This is a genomic window from Enterovibrio paralichthyis, from assembly GCF_019209835.1.
Taxonomy (GTDB): Bacteria; Pseudomonadota; Gammaproteobacteria; order Enterobacterales; family Vibrionaceae; genus Enterovibrio; species Enterovibrio paralichthyis.
The window spans coordinates 207,679-224,470 of record NZ_JAHUTS010000005.1 but is presented as its reverse complement, the minus strand read 5'-3'; the positions used below and the strand labels follow the sequence as shown (position 1 = coordinate 224,470).

Genomic DNA, 16,792 nt, shown 5'->3' with positions numbered 1-16,792 from the left:
AAATGTCCCGATTAAGCGGCAAGGTGAGTGAACAGGTAGCCTTGGTAGCCAGCAAAGCAGACAAGCAATACAATACCTTCCCAGCGGCTAATGGTGCGCGATTTACCCACCGCAAACAAAAACAACAGCACTGACAGGGCAAGCATGACGAAGAAGTCACGTTCCATTGCCAGCGGGTTGATACTGGATGGTGCCAGGATACCCGGGATACCCATGACAGCCAGGATGTTGAAGATGTTGGAACCGATGATGTTCCCGACGGCAAGGTCATCTTCACCTTTCAGTACACCGGCAACAGAGGCAGCAAGCTCTGGCAAGCTGGTGCCGACGGCAACGATAGTCAGACCGATCACCAAGTCGCTCATGCCAAAGGCTTTGGCGATAATTACCGCTGAATCAACTACCATATCAGCACTGAAAATCAGCAGCACCAGACCCACTACGACCCAGATGGCAGCAGAGGTGTTGCTGACATCTTTAGGTATTTCTGACTCCTGCTCCTGGAGAATTGGGTCCTGGCCGCCGCTTTCACGGCCAAATTTCATCATAGTCAGCAAGAAGCCGGCAAATAGCACCAACAGCAATATGCCTTCACCGAAGCCAAGGTGATTGTTCCACAGAATAATACCGGCCACGACAGTCACACCCAGCATCAGTGGTAATTCACGGCGTAGGATGCCGGAGCTGATGGCAAGGGGCTTAATCAGTGCAGTCACGCCCAGAATCAGAGCGATATTGGCAATGTTTGAACCGAGAACGTTACCGACCGCAGTGTCGGTTTTTCCGCTCAATGCGGCTGTCGCGGAGACCACCATTTCAGGTGCAGAGCTGCCCATCGCAAGGATAGTCATACCAATCACCAATGGGGAGATACCGACGTTCCGGGCTATTGCGGCGGCTCCGTAGACCAGCTTGTCAGCACTCCAGACCAACAAACACAGGCCGACGACGAGAATAGCGGTCGCTTCAAACATTTATATTCCTTAAAAAGAGAGGGCGAAGGATACAAAAGGGCAATTTTGACCGCTAATTGAGTAAATGTGAAGAAAAAGGGCGGATGAGTTTCCAGGCCCGATGCAACAAAAGTGCTCCCTCTCGCGTTGTAGGGTATGGCCTTCCCGCTCGCAGAGTCACATAACGGTGAAAAAAAAGACAGAAAACGGGCGTTTCAGGTCACTTTTTCCTAGCCTTTTGGAAGTGACTCTACTTACTGCGCCTGCATGCAATAAAAGGCAGATACTGTCTGAAATTTGATGGTTTTCTGATGGGAAATTTGCAAATGAATGGCGTACAATTACTTGTTTTGTCTGTCTCGCGTCTCTAAGATCAGGCACACAAACGGATCAGGATGAGCAACGGCAAAAGGCCCGCATGAGCACAGACAATTTGGTTGAGATCAACAACCTGACTTTTTCCCGTGGCGACAGGGTGATCTTTGATGACGTCAGTTTGACCGTGCCTGTCGGCAAGGTCACTGCCATTATGGGGCCTTCCGGGATAGGCAAAACCACGCTGTTAAAGCTGATTGGTGGTCAGTTGCCGCCAGACAGTGGCACCATCATGTTCGCTGGACAGAATATCCCCGCTCTTTCCCGCAGTAAACTTTACGAAGCGCGTAAACGCATGAGTATGCTGTTTCAATCCGGCGCGCTGTTCACAGACATGACGGTATTTGAAAACGTCGCCTATCCGCTTCGAGAGCACACAGCGCTTTCAGAAGCACTTATCAAAACAATCGTACTGTTGAAGCTTGAAGCCGTTGGGCTTCGTGGCGCGGCGGATTTGATGCCGAGCAGCCTGTCTGGCGGCATGGCACGGCGTGCTGCATTGGCACGTGCGATTGCCCTTGACCCCGAACTTATCATGTACGATGAGCCATTTGTTGGTCAGGACCCTATTACCATGGGGGTGCTGGTATCACTGATCCGCAACCTTAATCAGGCGCTGGGTCTGACCTCCATTGTTGTTTCCCATGATGTCCCTGAAGTAATGAGCATCGCTGATCAGGTCTATCTATTGGCGAACGGAAAAATCATAGCCTCAGGTTCGCCGCAATCTTTACGTGACAATCCCGATCCGCGTGTCAGTCAATTCCTTAAAGGGCATGCTGATGGGCCGGTACCGTTTCGCTATCCGGCCAACGACATTAAACAGGAGCTGTTTTCGTGATCGTCAATCTGGTTCAAAAAGTCGGTGCCCGCGCAATGTCGGTATCCCAGACGATGGGACGCGCGACGTTTGTGCTGTTGGGGGCGCTGATGGGTAAACCCCAGCCAGCGAAAATGTTCCCGCTGTTAATGACGCAGATTTATTCGGTGGGTGTGCGCTCACTGGCAATTATCGTGGTATCCGGCTTGTTTATCGGCATGGTGCTGAGCCTGCAGGGCTATCTGGTGCTGGCAGACTTTGGCGCAGAAAGCTCACTGGGGCAAATGGTGGCGCTGTCGCTGTTGCGTGAACTGGGACCTGTGGTCACGGCACTCTTGTTTGCCGGGCGCGCTGGCTCTGCACTGACAGCAGAAATTGGCCTGATGAAAACCACTGAACAGTTGTCGAGTCTTGAGATGATGGCCATCGACCCGCTGCGCCGTGTGATTGCTCCGCGATTCTGGGCCGGTGTGATCTCCATGCCATTGCTGGCGATGATTTTTATGATGGTCGGTATTTATGGCGGCCAGCTTGTCGGTGTCGACTGGAAAGGCATCGATTACGGCAGCTACTGGGCGGTGATGCAATCGTCCGTCGAGCTGTGGTACGACATTGGCCAGTCTTTCGTTAAATGTCTGGTGTTCGCCATTACGGTGACCTGGATTGCGCTATTCAACGGTTATGATGCCATTCCTACGTCAGAAGGGATCAGCCGCGCTACAACACGTACTGTTGTGCATTCATCTTTAGCAGTGCTGGGGCTGGATTTTGTCCTGACCGCGCTGATGTTTGGGAGCTAAGTTCAATGCAACAAAACCGTAAAACAGAATTCTGGGTAGGCACGTTCGTTCTGGCGGCGATCGCCGCGGTACTGCTGCTGATATTCCAGGTGGCTGACGTGAAGAGTTTTTCTCAGTCAGAAAGCTATTCGCTGCGCGCGCAGTTCGACAACATCGGTGGCCTGAAAGTGCGTTCACCAGTCAAAGTGGGCGGCGTCGTGGTAGGGCGTGTCAGCGATATCACATTGTCTGCTCCGGAATACATCCCAACAGTGACGCTGGAAATTGACAGCCAGTTTGGCCATTTTCCGGAAACCAGTTCGGCCGCTATTTTAACTTCTGGCCTTTTAGGCGAGCAGTACATCGGTATCCGTCCAGGCTTTATGGATGAAGGTATTGAAGAGCTGCAAGACGGCGATTTGTTGGAAGACACACGCTCCGCGATGGTATTGGAAGACTTGATTGGCCAGTTCCTTTACAGCGTGGGCGATTCAAAGGAGTAATAAATGATGAAAAAGTGGATGCTCTCCCTTATTGCAGTGGTGGGACTGGTATTTTCATCACTGGCACCGGCAGCAACAATTGACACCAAAGACCCCTATGCCCTGATCAACGGCGTCGCAGAAAACGCATTCAGCCGCCTGAAAGCCGACAAGGAAACTTACCTCGCCAATCCAGAATTGCTGCGCGTGGTAGTGAAAGAAGAGTTGATGCCTTACATCAACGTTCGCTACGCAGCGATGAAAGTACTAGGGCCAATGGCGCGCAAAGCGACCCCTGAAGAGCGCGACCTGTTCACTGATGCGTTTTATGATTATCTGGTGGCTTCCTACGCGCAAATCCTGACGCAATATACTGACCAGGAAATTGAGATTGAGCCTCTGAAGTCGCTGGACGATAAGCGCAAGGTGGTGTCTGTGCGCGTCGATATCCTCGATACTGCTCGTCCACCAATCCGACTGGATTTTGCCCTGCGTAAAAATGGCAAGACCGAAGAGTGGCAGGGCTTTGACGTACAGGTTGAAGGCGTGAGCATGCTGGATACCAAAACCAGCGAATGGAGCGGCCAACTGCGTAAAAACGGCATTGAGGCAGTCGCAGCGGAACTGATTGAACGCGCCAAGACTCCAATCACCCGTGAAGAGACAAAATCGTGAGTGAGCCTTTATCACTTCAAAAACACACAAATGGGCATTACTGCTTGTCAGGCGAGCTTGATCGTGACACAGTGCCCCCATTTTGGCGTCGGCGTGTCGAGTGGCTCCCAAAAGAGCCGCAAGTTTTACTGGATCTTTCCCAGGTAAAACGGGTGGACTCGGCAGGCATGGCAATGTTGCTGCACCTTCAGCAACAGCTCACTGTGAACCAGCAAACGCTCGTATTGAGCCAGATACCCGCGCAACTGCGCGTGCTTTTACAACTGAGCAATATCGAAGAACTATTTACTGATGATAAGTCATCGGTTGACGGGGAATGATTGTGGAACCAACAGAAATCAAAGCCATTCTTGAACAAGCACTCACACTGGATGAATTGCATGTAAAAGGTGATGGCAGCCACTTTGAAGTGATTGCAGTCGGCGCACTGTTCGATGGAATGACTCGCGTTAAAAAACAGCAGACAATTTATGGGCCATTGATGGAGCACATCAGAACGAACGCCATCCATGCGCTTAGCATCAAAGCGTTGACCCCGGAAGAGTGGGCACGCGACAAAAAGCTGATGCAACCGCTTTAACGCTCACGAGGAACAGCATGCAAAAATTCCGTGTCCACGGTGGTGGCCCACTGCGTGGTGAAGTCACAATTTCAGGGGCAAAAAATGCCGCCCTGCCAATCCTGTTTGCTGCTCTGCTGGCTGAAGAGCCGGTAGAGGTTGCCAACGTTCCAAAACTGCGCGATATCGACACCACGATGGAGTTGTTGTCACGTTTGGGTGCCAAGGTAACACGCAATGGTTCCGTTCATGTGGATGCCAGCGATATCACTGAATATTGTGCGCCGTACGATCTGGTAAAAACCATGCGTGCATCAATCTGGGCACTGGGTCCGCTGGTTGCACGTTTCGGTCAGGGTCAGGTATCCCTGCCAGGCGGTTGTGCGATTGGTGCCCGTCCAGTTGACTTGCACATTCACGGTTTGGAGCAACTTGGCGCGACAATCACGCTGGACGAAGGCTACGTGAAAGCGCACGTTGACGGCCGCCTGAAAGGCGCACACATTGTCATGGACAAAGTGAGCGTGGGTGCGACGGTAACTATCATGTCAGCAGCAACGCTGGCAGAAGGCACTACAGTGATTGAAAACGCTGCACGTGAGCCTGAGATTGTCGATTGTGCAAAATTCCTCAATGCGTTAGGTGCGAAAATCACTGGCGCAGGCACTGACGCAATCACCATTGAAGGTGTTGAGCGTCTGGGTGGTGGCTACCACGAAGTGGTTGCAGACCGCATTGAAACCGGTACTTTCCTGGTAGCAGCAGCAGTGTCTGGCGGTAAGATTGTTTGCCGCAACACCTCGCCAAAATTGTTGGAAGCGGTACTGGCGAAGCTGGAAGATGCTGGCGCACTGGTAGAAACCGGTGATGACTGGATCTCTCTGGATATGACAGATCGCGAGCTGAAAGCGGTGAATATTCGCACTGCTCCGCACCCGGGTTTCCCGACTGACATGCAAGCTCAGTTCACCCTGCTGAACCTGATTGCAAAAGGTACCGGTATTATCACCGAAACCATCTTTGAAAACCGCTTTATGCATGTGCCTGAGCTTCAGCGCATGGGTGCACATGCAGAAATCGAAGGTAACACCGTTGTGTGTGGTGATTGCGAAGGCCTGAGCGGTGCCCAGGTTATGGCGACCGATCTTCGTGCCTCTGCAAGTCTTGTGATTGCAGGTGCAATCGCAAAAGGCGAAACCATTGTTGACCGTATTTATCACATCGACCGTGGTTACGAGCACATTGAAGACAAGCTGCAAAAACTGGGTGTGAACATCGAGCGTTTCAGCGAGTAAGCATCGAACATGCGTAAAAAAGGTCACCGTTGTGTGACCTTTTTTTGTATCTGTGGAAATAACGTTTTAAACGCTTAACTGGGGTCTTCACCGATAGTGACGGTCACATCCAGCGGCTCACCATTGCGGATCACGCGGAAGGGGATTTTGGTTCCCGGTCTCGTGTCAGCGACTAGATCCAGCGCGTTACGGAAACTGCTGATAGGTTGGTTGTTGATACCGACAATCAAGTCATTCACTTTCAGGCCAGATTGCGCCGCGGGCCCATTCGGATCCATCCCGGCGATCAGCACGCCGCGCAGTTGCTCTGCATCCAGAAGGCGCGCCATCACCGGGTTAACTTCGCGTCCTTCTACACCAATGTAACCGCGAATCACCCGGCCATCAGCGATCAGCTTTTGCATGATCTTTACGGTCAGGGAGTAGGGGATTGCAAAGGAGATGCCATAGGTTTCTATATCTGTCGCCTGTTGGAAAGAGGCGGTGTTGATCCCTACCAGTTCACCGCGGCTATTTACCAGTGCCCCACCGGAATTTCCTTTGTTAATTGCCGCATCTGTCTGAAGAAAATCCTGCTGGCGGTTAAAGCTCATGCCTGGGCGCCCAGTGGCTGAGATGATGCCGAAAGTGGTGGTTTGCCCAAGATTGTAGGGGTTCCCGATTGCCAGAACCACATCACCGACGGCAGGATCATAACTGTCGTTAAAGGGGATCACTGGCAGGCTGTCGAGCTCAATTTTCAGTACCGCCAGATCGGTGCGCTGATCCTTACCAATGAGTTGGGCGGTGTCTATCCGGCCATCCTGCAGTGCCACGATGATCTGATCGGCTCGCGCAACAACATGATAGTTGGTAACAATATAGCCTTTGTCGCTCATGATCACGCCGGATCCCAATCCTTCAGCATTTAACTGCAGGCGGTTTTCGCTGCTGTAGCGGCGGGTATAAATATTGACGACGGCAGGCGAAGCTCGGCGGACAGCATAGTTGTATGAGAGCAACTCGTTGCCCGTTTCAAACTGGGCGAGGGTTGCCTCTGGAATGAGCTGACTGTTTCGGAGTGAAGGGATGGCAACCAAAAGCACAGCGGCGACAGCAATGCCATAAACCACTGAGCGTGCCAAAATTGCGAGCATGAGACTCCCTTACTAATCGCCGTTTTCCGAAGCGATGAGGATAGCATTGAAAAGGGGTCATGAGTAGGTAACAACGCGCAATAAAAAAAGAGCCTGACAATGTCAGGCTCCTGATTTCAAAACTCTTGTTCGCTATCTGGATCAGCGGATCACCAGGTACATGGTAGAGTCGCCGCGAACGATGTTCAGTGCCAGAACCGCAGGTTTGCTTTCCAGTTGCTTGCGCAGGTCGCCGAGGTTTTTCACCTTGTGACGGTTCATGCCTACAATGACATCACCTTGTTTCAGTCCGTAACGGGCAGCGATCGAATCTTTCTCTACGCTGCTGACACGTACGCCAGCCACTTTACCTTCTGCATAGTTTTCAAGTTCGGCACCTTTCAGGGCTTCATGAAGGGTTTCAGCATTGGCTTTGGCCATGGTGGCTTCTTTCAATTTCGCCGTGACGGTCTTGTCTTTACCATCGCGGATAATGCCAAGCTTCACTTCTTTGCCGGCACCGAGTGTGGCAATTTTTGCGCGCAGTTCGCCGAAGCTGCGGATCTCTTTACCATTGACTGAAACGATGATGTCTCCGGCTTCGATTCCGGCATTTTCTGCCGCTGAGTCTGGCACAACCTGGCTCACAAATGCGCCGTGGTTGGTTTCATAGCCAAATGCCTCTGCCAACTCTGAAGTCAGCTCGCCGCCCTGTACGCCCAGAACGCCACGTTTAACCTCACCAAACTCCAGGATCTGTTCAACCAGGTTCTTTGCCATGTTGACCGGAATAGCGAAACCGATCCCCACATTACCGCCGTTTGGACCCAGGATAGCGGTGTTGATCCCGATCAGCTCACCGTTCAGGTTCACCAATGCACCACCGGAGTTACCACTGTTGATCGCGGCGTCGGTTTGAATAAAGTTTTCAAAGTTCTCGACATTCAGGCCGCTGCGGCCCAACGCAGAAATAATACCAGAAGTGACTGTCTGGCCGAGGCCGAATGGGTTGCCGATAGCGATAGCGAAATCGCCAACGCGCAAGCTGTCAGAGTCCGCCAGTTTGATTTCGGTGAGATCACCCGCTTTCTCCAGTTTCAGCAGTGCTACATCGGACATGCCGTCACTGCCGATCAATTCGGCGTCATATTCACGGCCGTCATGCAGTTGAACGCGGATTTTGTTTGCGCCATCAATCACATGATGGTTAGTGATCACATACCCTTTATCGGCATCAATGATGACGCCAGAGCCTAAGCCACGGAAGGGACGCTCCTGGACTTGCTCGGACGGGAAATCCGGGCCAAAGAAAAAGCGGAAAGATTCAGGAATGCGTTGCTTGGAGACATGGCTGCCTTCAACGGCAATACTGACAACAGCGGGACTGACGGTTTCCAGCATGGGTGCCAGACTTGGCAGGCTTTCACCGGAAACAGCCACTGGCAGTGCAGCGCTGGCTGGTAAAGCAGTAATAGAAGTACTAACGGCGAGTGCGATCGCACTCAGAGTAAGCAAAGACCTTTTTTTCATAAACACACTCCCCACAATTGGTACGTTTTAAGAGTGGGGGTGTGTAAGAAAAGTTCAATGCCCATGTGGCTAAGAATTGCGACGGAGTTAACTTGCTTTACTGGTTTCCGTCTTATCTTTAAGAAGACCGGAGGCACCGTCAGAGTAATCACGCGGCGGTGTCTGGTCGTCTTCTGCCTCTTCGGTGACTTCAGACAGCTTGCTGATACGCTTGGCAAACGGATTGTCCTGCTCTGGCAGGTTTGGCATCAGTTCTGCCGAAGTATTCGCCATGTGTTGATACAACTTGCTGTAGTCTCGGGAAATGTTATCAAGCAGTTCGGCACTTTGCGCGAAATGGTCGACCAACTCCTGGCGGTACTGCTCAAGTTCATAGCGCGATTTTTCGAGCTCTTTTTTGAGGTCTTTTTGTTGTGTGTTGTCGCGCATTGTCAAACGGGCGATAACGAAACCAATAACAACCCCGATGACCACAAATACTAATGTGTTGATCCAAGCCATAAGTGCTCCTTAACTTATTCCAACGGGTTGGATGTATTGCAATTTTTACCCATAACGGAGACGGAAAAAATAGAAAACTGCAAACCCCTTAATGCATGTGAACACTATACATGCCAACTCTGACGCGTGGTACTATTGATTTTGAGAACGATGATGTCACAGGGAAAGTTAGGTGTAAGGATGACGCCACTACAGCAATACCAAAAAGATCTTCAGCGCCCCGATTTCTATGAAGACCCTTCGCAGAAACATGCTGTTGAGTGTCTGGAAGATCTCTATCACCGCTTGATCGCCAGAGCGAACACGCCATCTGAAAAAACCAGTTTTCTTAAGTCGTTACTTGGGAAAAAAGAAGAAAAACGTCCACCGGAAAAAGGACTCTATTTCTGGGGAGGTGTCGGTAGGGGGAAAACCTATCTCGTCGACACGTTTTTCGAAAGCCTGCCTTTTGATAAAAAGCTGCGCATGCACTTTCACCGTTTTATGCACCGTGTCCATCAAGAGTTACGTTTACTCGATGGCGAGCAGGATCCGTTGCAGAAAATCGCTGACAAGCTGGCCAGCGAAACCTACATCCTGTGTTTCGACGAGTTTTTTGTCTCCGACATTACTGATGCCATGATACTTGGCACGTTGATGGAAGCCCTGTTTGACCGGGGGATTTGCCTGGTGGCGACATCCAACATTGTGCCGGATGAGCTTTACCGGAATGGGTTGCAACGAGCGCGATTTTTGCCCGCGATTGCGCTTATCAACCAGCATTGCGATGTGGTCAATGTTGACGCCGGTACCGACTACCGCTTGCGCACGCTCGAGCAGGCTGAAATCTACCATTACCCTCTCGATACAGCGGCCGATACCAACCTTAAAGCGTATTTCTATCAGCTCGCCACTGAGCCCTGTTTTGAGGGCCATGATATAGAAGTGAACAACCGTAAACTGACAACAGTGCGTGAGGCGGAAGGCGTCGTACACTTTGATTTCGCCACCTTGTGTGACAGTCCGCGAAGTCAGTCTGATTACATCGAATTGGCGAGGCTTTATCACACGGTATTGCTGGCGGGAGTGCCACAAATGGGATTGGCTAAAGATGACGCTGCAAGGCGTTTTCTTGCAATGGTGGATGAATTTTACGAAAGACACGTAAAACTCATCATTTCCGCCGAGGTTCCCTTGCCATTACTGTATACGGACGGCAGGCTGAATTTCGAATTCAAACGCTGTATATCCCGTTTAAAGGAGATGCAAAGCCATGATTATCTGGCGTTAGAGCATCTTCCATAAACGATCCGTACTAACTGATAGTATTGATATTGATCGACTGGAGAAAAAGTCAGGAATTTTTTCGAAAAAAAGGTGATTTTTTCTCCACCCTTCCTTATAATCCTGCGACCCACCGTTACTGTTGAAAGGCTTTGGCCGAGGGTACACCACTCGAAGGGGTGCTGCATGGGCTCTTAACAGTGGGAGCGAGAGCTCCTTAAGTGAAATCTAAATTTATCGGGTAATTATTAGCATGAAAACATTCGTTGCTAAACCAGAAACTGTAAAACGCGACTGGTACATTGTTGACGCAGAAGGTAAAACTCTGGGTCGTATCGCAACTGAAATCGCATCTCGTCTACGTGGTAAGCACAAGCCGGAGTACACTCCACACGTTGACACTGGTGACTACATCGTAGTTATCAACGCGGAAAAAGTTAAAGTAACTGGCGCGAAAACTACTGACAAGATGTACTACCACCACACTGGTTTCATGGGTGGCATCAAGTCAATCAGCTTCGACAAACTGATCGCTAAGAAACCAGAAATGGTTATCGAGCTTGCTGTTAAAGGTATGCTGCCACGCGGTCCTCTAGGTCGTGCAATGTTCCGTAAACTGAAAGTTTACGCGGGCGCTGAGCACAAGCACGCGGCACAACAGCCGCAAGTACTGGACATCTAAGGGGACTTTAAAATGGCAGAACAATACTACGGCACAGGTCGTCGCAAAAGCTCCGCAGCTCGTGTATTCATCAAGCCGGGCAGCGGTAACATCGTAATTAACAAGCGTTCACTGGAAACCTACTTCGGTCGTCCAACCGCTCGCATGGTTGTTATGCAACCACTTGAGCTGGTGGAAATGACTGAGAAGCTGGACCTGTACATCACCGTTACCGGTGGTGGTATCTCTGGTCAAGCAGGTGCTATCCGTCACGGTATCACCCGTGCGCTGATGGAATACGATGAGACTCTGCGTCCTGCACTGCGCGCAGCTGGCTTCGTTACTCGTGACGCACGTCGCGTTGAACGTAAGAAAGTTGGTCTGCGTAAAGCACGTCGTCGTCCACAATTCTCTAAGCGTTAATTCGCTTCCGGGACTCCCGGGAATTTTGGTCCAAAAGCCCAGCCATATGCTGGGCTTTTTCTTGCCTGAAATTCGCATCAAGGCGGCAATATCCGCCTATTCTGTGCGCTTCTCCCCATTTTGAACTTTTCTCAAAATTTTCTTTTTTGACCGTTAGATAAAAAAACGGTGTATACCTCACATTTGTTACAAAAAAGTAGCTTTATCTTGTCAAAAAGTGGGGTTTTCCTTATCATTTAGGCGACGTATTAGTAGGTTATTGTTAGATAATCTGCACAGTTCTACGTGAGAAAAATTCTTATTTTGAGTTAGCCGTACGCTCCAGGGACGCATAAGGAAAGTTATAAAAATCCATGCGGGAGCACATGGGAGAATGTTGGATGAGCAATGCGCCAGTGAATTCCGGCCGACGTCGTTTCCTGACTCTGTCAACCGCTGTGGTTGGTGGTGTAGGGGCTGCAGCAGTCGCTGTGCCTTTTATCAAGTCATGGAACCCAAGCGCCAAAGCAAAAGCTGCCGGTGCCCCGGTCGAAGTCGATGTCAGCAAGATTGAGGAAGGCCAGTTAATCAGGGTAGTTTGGCAGGGTAAACCTGTATGGGTTGTGCGCCGCAGCAATCAAACGGTTGAAGCGCTCAATGACATCGGTGAGCAACTTCGTGACCCTGAGTCTTTAGAACCTCAGCAACCCGAATACATTACAAATACGTACCGCTCCATTAAGCCCGAACTTTTTGTCGCCGTGGGAATTTGTACCCACCTCGGCTGTTCACCTACCTATTTACCTGACAGTTTTGGTGAGCAAGTTGAGGGCGTCACGTCCGGTTTCTTCTGTCCATGTCACGGTTCTAAGTTCGACATGGCAGGACGTGTGTTTAAAGGGGTTCCAGCGCCATTGAACCTTGTTATTCCGCCTTATACGTACCTGAATGACAAGCGCATTTTGGTGGGTGCAGACGAGGGAGAAGCATGATGGAAAACTTGCTTAACTGGTTTGAAAAACGTCTGCCAGTGATGAATGCCTATAAAAAGCATTTGTCCGAATACCCGATGCCAAAGAACTTTAACTTCTGGTATCTGTTCGGTTCTTTGGCGATGCTGGTGTTGGTCAATCAGTTACTGACAGGTATCTGGCTGACCATGAGCTACAACCCTTCTGCTGAAGGTGCGTTTGCTTCCATTGAATTTATCATGCGTGATGTGGAATACGGTTGGTTGCTGCGTTATATGCACTCCACCGGCGCATCAGCTTTCTTCGTCGTGGTTTATCTGCATATGTTCCGCGGACTGATCTACGGCTCATACCAAAAACCACGTGAGCTGCTGTGGATTTTCGGCATGCTGATCTTCCTGGTGCTGATGGCTGAAGCCTTCATGGGATATCTGCTGCCATGGGGTCAGATGTCTTACTGGGGTGCACAGGTAATCATCTCCCTGTTTGGTGCTATTCCGGTTATCGGTGATGACCTGACACTGTGGATTCGTGGTGACTTTGTTCTGTCCGGTGCGACATTGAACCGCTTCTTTGCGCTTCACGTTGTTGCGCTTCCAATCGTACTTTTGCTGCTGGTTGTTCTGCACATCCTGGCATTGCACGAAGTAGGCTCAAATAACCCGGATGGTATCGAAACCAAACTGCCTAAAGGCACCAAGGGCGAGGACTACAAAACACAGTTCCCGTTCCATGAGTACTACACCAAGAAATACGACATCATTGATTCTGTCCCATTCCATCCGTATGGCACGGTGAAGGATCTCGTAGGCGTTGGTTTATTTGGTATCCTGTTTGCGTATGTCATCTTCTTCAACCCAGAGATGGGCGGCTACTTCCTCGAGCCACCTAACTTTGAAGCAGCTAACCCGCTGAAGACTCCTGAGCACATTGCGCCAGTGTGGTACTTCACGCCGTTTTACGCCATTTTGCGTGCGGTGCCGGATAAGCTTGCAGGGGTTGTGCTGATGGGGCTGTCCATTGTAGTGCTATTCCTGTTGCCGTGGTTGGATCGTTGTAAGGTCCGTTCATACCGCTACCGCAGCAAAATTCATCTGGCAAATATTGCTATGTTCACCGTCTCGTTCATCGCGCTGGGTATTTTGGGGGCATTGCCTGCCACGCCTACTTACACGCTGATGGCGCAGATCTTTAGCTTTGGTTATTTCATGTTCTTCGTGCTGCTGTTCTTCTACAGCAAGAATGAAGCAACGAAGCCACTACCGGAGAGGGTGAATTTCAAATGAAAAAATGGATTGTAATGTTGTTCGCATTCCTGCCTTCTCTCGCGATGGCTGCCGGTGGGAATGTGCATTTGGACGCAGCGAACAATGATTTGTCTGATAAAGCATCATTGCAGCGTGGTGCCAAACTGTTCATGAACTACTGTCTGGGTTGCCATGCTACCCAGTACCAACGTTATGAACGTATTGCAGACGATCTGGATATTCCGAAAGAGCTGATGATGGAAAATCTGGTGTTTGATAAAAACGCCAAGATTGGTGATTTGATCACCAATGCCATCACTGTGGACGATGCAGCAACCTTCTTCGGGGCGCCTGCACCGGATCTGACGCTGGTTGCACGTGTTCGGGGTACGGATTGGATTTATACCTATCTGCGTTCATTCTATGCTGACCCAAGCCGCCCATTTGGCGTTAACAACGTTGTTTTCCCTAGCGTTGGTATGCCGCATGTTCTTGAAGAGTTGCAGGGCACGCCGGTTAAAGAGTTCAAAACTGTCATGGTCGATGGCGAACAAGTTCAGGAGCTGGTTGGTCTTACGTCGTTGGGCAACGGTGAATTAAGCCCTGAAGAGTATGACGAAGCTGTTCGTGATCTGGTCAACTTCCTGGAGTATTCCGGCGAGCCAATGAAACTTGAGCGTCAGCAAATGGGATATTGGGTAATTGGCTTTATAATCATTTTCCTTATCCTTGCCATTTTGCTCAAGAAAGAGTATTGGCGTGATGTTCACTGATCGGTTAATCTAGTGAGTTGCTGATCCACAATGGGGGCAGGTGCTCCCATTGTTTTTTCTATTGATGAAACATTCTGGAGGGGTTAATGGCTGTTGCTGCCAATAAACGCTCGGTGATGACGTTGTATTCAGACGCATCAGACATGTATAGCCATCAGGTTCGCATCGTTCTGGCAGAGAAAGGTGTGACCTATGAGATTGAGCTTGTTGATCCAAATAACCTGCCAGAGGATTTACTTGATCTGAATCCGTACAACTCGGTACCTACTCTGGTTGACCGTGAACTGGCGTTGTATAACGCGAATATCATCATGGAATACCTGGATGAGCGCTTCCCGCACCCACCTCTGATGCCGGTTTACCCGGTTGCACGTGGTAACAGCCGTCTGATGATGTACCGCATTGAGCGTAACTGGTACACCCTGGCTGAGAAAATCGAGAAAGGCAATGCAGAAGAGGCGGACAAAGCGCGTCGTCAACTGCGTGAAGAGCTGCTGGCTCTGGCACCGGTATTTGCTGAGTACCCGTTTTTCATGAGCGAAGAGTTCAGCCTGGTTGATTGCTACCTGGCTCCGCTACTGTGGCGTTTGCCTATCATGGGTATTGAGCTGAGTGGCCCAGGTGCGAAAGAAGTGAAAACTTACATGGCTCGCGTTTTCGAGCGTGATTCATTCCTCGCGTCGCTGACCGAAGCTGAGCGCGAGATGCGTCTGGCGCAGTAATGAGCGAGATGAATCTCAAGCCAAGACGCCCGTACCTGTTGCGGGCGTTTTACGATTGGCTACTGGACAATGACCTGACACCACATTTGGTGGTTGATGCGACTATGCCATACGTGAACGTGCCATTTGAGTATGTTCAGGATGGACAAATTGTTCTGAACATTGCGCCACGTGCCGTTGGGAATCTGGAGCTTGGCAACAATGAAGTCAGCTTCAATGCCCGCTTTGGCGGTCGCCCAATGCTGGTGACTGTTCCGCTGTATGCGGTCATGGCAATTTACGCCCGTGAAAACGGTGCGGGTACCATGTTCGATCCAGAGCCAGCGTATGATGAAGAACTTGAGCGCATTGAGTCTGAGCCGGAAATCGACACGCTAGACACGCCAAGTGCCAGTGTTGAATCGCCTGATGATTCAGGGGATGAAGAGCCGAAACCTAAAGGCCGCCCGACACTGACCGTCGTAAAATAAAAAAAGCAGCCAAAGGCTGCTTTTTTTGTCTCAATGGTTTTACTGCTACTGATTTTGCTGCGCGTCAGCTGGTGGGTTTTCCACATACTGAAACCCTTTAATCACTTGCTTCACGCCACTGAGATTGCGGGTGATTTCTGTCGCTTCTTCAGCCTGCTCCCGGGTAACATAGCCAAGCAAAAACACCTCACTGTCTTCGGTGATCACTTTGATGTTGACGTTGCTGAGCTTTTTGCTGCCGATCAGGGCTGATTTCACTTTGGTGGTGAGCCAGGTATCATTACTGACATCGCCCAGTGACAGCGGGGGCTTGATACGGATTTGATCGTACACCGTGGCAATACCGTCCAGCTCACGTACTTGTGTCACCAGTTGCTTTTTCAGCGACTCGTTGTCAGCCTGGCCGATCAAAAGCAGCTTTCCGTCGTAAGAGACGGCGTTGATACGTACGTCACCTTTAAACGGGGCTTTATTGACGATACCCGCCACTTCCATGGCTATCCGGGTATCCTGCCACTCTGCTTTTGCAGTGCGCGTATCCTGCTCATAGATCGTGGAGCAGGCACTTAATCCCAAAATGGCAGCAAGCAGCAGCGCCTTTTTCATTATCACTCTCCGTGTGTAGGGAAAAGATACTGGTCAATCAAATCACAAAGGGTGTGAAGGGTAATCAGGTGTACTTCCTGCACACGTGCGGTGCGCTGGGAAGGAATGCGGATTTCAACATCCTGCTCCCCTAAAAGGCCTGCCATCTCACCGCCATCTTTGCCAGTCAGGGCAATGATAGTCATATCACGGGTAACCGCAGCTTCCATCGCTTTGATGATATCTTTACTGTTGCCGCTGGTAGAAAGCGCCAGCAACACATCACCGCCTTGCCCAAATGCACGCACCTGCTTGGAGAAGATTTCATCGTGGTGATAGTCATTGGCGACTGCGGTCAGTGTGACTGTGTCCGCTGTCAGCGCGAGAGCCGGTAAGCTAGGGCGTTCGGTTTCAAAGCGGTTGAGCAGACAAGATGCAAAATGTTGTGCGTTTGCCGCAGAGCCACCGTTACCACAACAGAGGATTTTGTTGCCGTTCAGTAAGCATTGCACCAGTAACATCGATGCTTTGGAAATTTGCTCTGGCAACGCTTCCGCGGCTGCAATTTGAGTCTGGATGCTTTCTGTAAAGCTCTCTTTGATGCTCTCTAGCAT

The 16,792-nt window shown here is 50.5% G+C and carries 21 protein-coding genes; 15 read left to right on the top strand and 6 right to left on the bottom strand.

Annotation, left to right across the window (positions count from 1 at the left end; genetic code table 11):
* Positions 1-11 precede the first annotated feature (11 nt).
* Positions 12-974 carry a calcium/sodium antiporter gene (locus KU854_RS08670; protein WP_218358059.1) on the bottom strand — a complete coding sequence of 321 codons (963 nt, stop codon included), beginning with the start codon at positions 972-974 and terminating at the stop codon, positions 12-14.
* A 397-nt stretch (positions 975-1,371) separates the two neighbouring features.
* Here KU854_RS08670 and mlaF point away from each other — a divergent pair, with 397 nt between their 5' ends.
* Genes mlaF through murA form a run of 7 tightly spaced genes read left to right on the top strand, consistent with a single transcriptional unit; the run spans position 1,372 to position 5,938 of the window.
* Complete coding sequence (gene mlaF / locus KU854_RS08665) at positions 1,372-2,169, top strand: phospholipid ABC transporter ATP-binding protein MlaF (RefSeq protein WP_218358058.1); 798 nt, start codon at positions 1,372-1,374, stop codon at positions 2,167-2,169.
* Positions 2,166-2,948: a lipid asymmetry maintenance ABC transporter permease subunit MlaE gene (mlaE, locus tag KU854_RS08660; RefSeq protein WP_218358057.1), complete on the top strand. Its 783-nt coding sequence runs from the start codon at positions 2,166-2,168 to the stop codon at positions 2,946-2,948. The genes mlaF and mlaE overlap by 4 nt, the downstream gene beginning before the upstream one ends.
* A 5-nt stretch (positions 2,949-2,953) precedes the next feature.
* Positions 2,954-3,430 (top strand): outer membrane lipid asymmetry maintenance protein MlaD, encoded by a 477-nt coding sequence (gene mlaD / locus KU854_RS08655; RefSeq protein WP_218358056.1) that lies wholly within the window; start codon positions 2,954-2,956, stop codon positions 3,428-3,430.
* Positions 3,431-3,436: 6 nt separating this feature from the next.
* The gene (gene mlaC, locus KU854_RS08650) at positions 3,437-4,084 is read left to right on the top strand and encodes a phospholipid-binding protein MlaC (protein ID WP_218358146.1); all 648 of its coding nucleotides are present in this window, start codon (positions 3,437-3,439) and stop codon (positions 4,082-4,084) included.
* Positions 4,081-4,404 carry an STAS domain-containing protein gene (locus KU854_RS08645; protein ID WP_218358054.1) on the top strand — a complete coding sequence of 108 codons (324 nt, stop codon included), beginning with the start codon at positions 4,081-4,083 and terminating at the stop codon, positions 4,402-4,404. The genes mlaC and KU854_RS08645 overlap by 4 nt, the downstream gene beginning before the upstream one ends.
* Positions 4,401-4,664, top strand: coding sequence for a BolA family iron metabolism protein IbaG (gene ibaG / locus KU854_RS08640; RefSeq protein WP_255555476.1), 264 nt, complete (start codon positions 4,401-4,403; stop codon positions 4,662-4,664). The genes KU854_RS08645 and ibaG overlap by 4 nt, the downstream gene beginning before the upstream one ends.
* A gap of 17 nt (positions 4,665-4,681) precedes the next feature.
* Complete coding sequence (gene murA, locus KU854_RS08635; protein WP_218358052.1) at positions 4,682-5,938, top strand: UDP-N-acetylglucosamine 1-carboxyvinyltransferase; 1,257 nt, start codon at positions 4,682-4,684, stop codon at positions 5,936-5,938.
* A gap of 74 nt (positions 5,939-6,012) precedes the next feature.
* Here murA and degS read toward each other — a convergent pair whose 3' ends face one another.
* From degS to zapG, 3 genes are all read right to left on the bottom strand, one after another.
* Positions 6,013-7,074 (bottom strand): outer membrane-stress sensor serine endopeptidase DegS, encoded by a 1,062-nt coding sequence (gene degS, locus KU854_RS08630; protein WP_218358051.1) that lies wholly within the window; start codon positions 7,072-7,074, stop codon positions 6,013-6,015.
* A 141-nt stretch (positions 7,075-7,215) separates the two neighbouring features.
* Entirely contained in the window at positions 7,216-8,583 is a 1,368-nt protein-coding gene (locus KU854_RS08625) for a Do family serine endopeptidase (RefSeq protein WP_218358050.1), read from the bottom strand.
* 87 nt (positions 8,584-8,670) lie between these two features.
* On the bottom strand, positions 8,671-9,084 hold the full coding sequence (zapG, locus tag KU854_RS08620) for a Z-ring associated protein ZapG (protein WP_218358049.1): 414 nt from the start codon (positions 9,082-9,084) through the stop codon (positions 8,671-8,673).
* 180 nt (positions 9,085-9,264) lie between these two features.
* Here zapG and zapE point away from each other — a divergent pair, with 180 nt between their 5' ends.
* The 8 genes from zapE (at position 9,265) to sspB (ending at position 15,593) form a co-directional block, all read left to right on the top strand.
* Positions 9,265-10,368: a cell division protein ZapE gene (gene zapE / locus KU854_RS08615; protein ID WP_218358047.1), complete on the top strand. Its 1,104-nt coding sequence runs from the start codon at positions 9,265-9,267 to the stop codon at positions 10,366-10,368.
* Positions 10,369-10,600: 232 nt separating this feature from the next.
* Positions 10,601-11,029 carry a 50S ribosomal protein L13 gene (gene rplM / locus KU854_RS08610; protein WP_005502163.1) on the top strand — a complete coding sequence of 143 codons (429 nt, stop codon included), beginning with the start codon at positions 10,601-10,603 and terminating at the stop codon, positions 11,027-11,029.
* Between the two features lie 12 nt (positions 11,030-11,041).
* Entirely contained in the window at positions 11,042-11,431 is a 390-nt protein-coding gene (rpsI, locus tag KU854_RS08605; protein WP_218358046.1) for a 30S ribosomal protein S9, read from the top strand.
* 380 nt (positions 11,432-11,811) lie between these two features.
* A complete protein-coding gene (petA, locus tag KU854_RS08600) occupies positions 11,812-12,402 on the top strand; it encodes a ubiquinol-cytochrome c reductase iron-sulfur subunit (RefSeq protein WP_218358044.1) in 591 nt (196 codons plus the stop codon).
* On the top strand, positions 12,402-13,667 hold the full coding sequence (locus tag KU854_RS08595) for a cytochrome b (protein WP_218358043.1): 1,266 nt from the start codon (positions 12,402-12,404) through the stop codon (positions 13,665-13,667). Before petA ends, KU854_RS08595 begins: the two co-directional genes overlap by 1 nt.
* Positions 13,664-14,401, top strand: a complete 738-nt coding sequence (locus tag KU854_RS08590; RefSeq protein WP_218358041.1) for a cytochrome c1 — start codon at positions 13,664-13,666, stop codon at positions 14,399-14,401. The genes KU854_RS08595 and KU854_RS08590 overlap by 4 nt, the downstream gene beginning before the upstream one ends.
* An 86-nt stretch (positions 14,402-14,487) precedes the next feature.
* The gene (gene sspA / locus KU854_RS08585; protein ID WP_218358039.1) at positions 14,488-15,123 is read left to right on the top strand and encodes a stringent starvation protein SspA; all 636 of its coding nucleotides are present in this window, start codon (positions 14,488-14,490) and stop codon (positions 15,121-15,123) included.
* Positions 15,123-15,593: a ClpXP protease specificity-enhancing factor gene (gene sspB / locus KU854_RS08580; RefSeq protein ID WP_218358038.1), complete on the top strand. Its 471-nt coding sequence runs from the start codon at positions 15,123-15,125 to the stop codon at positions 15,591-15,593. The genes sspA and sspB overlap by 1 nt, the downstream gene beginning before the upstream one ends.
* 45 nt (positions 15,594-15,638) lie before the next feature.
* On the opposite strand, the gene KU854_RS08575 is transcribed toward sspB, so the two are convergent.
* Together KU854_RS08575 and KU854_RS08570 are read right to left on the bottom strand one after the other, a co-directional pair.
* On the bottom strand, positions 15,639-16,199 hold the full coding sequence (locus KU854_RS08575) for a BON domain-containing protein (protein WP_218358037.1): 561 nt from the start codon (positions 16,197-16,199) through the stop codon (positions 15,639-15,641).
* Positions 16,200-16,201: 2 nt separating this feature from the next.
* Complete coding sequence (locus KU854_RS08570) at positions 16,202-16,792, bottom strand: phosphoheptose isomerase (RefSeq protein ID WP_218358035.1); 591 nt, start codon at positions 16,790-16,792, stop codon at positions 16,202-16,204.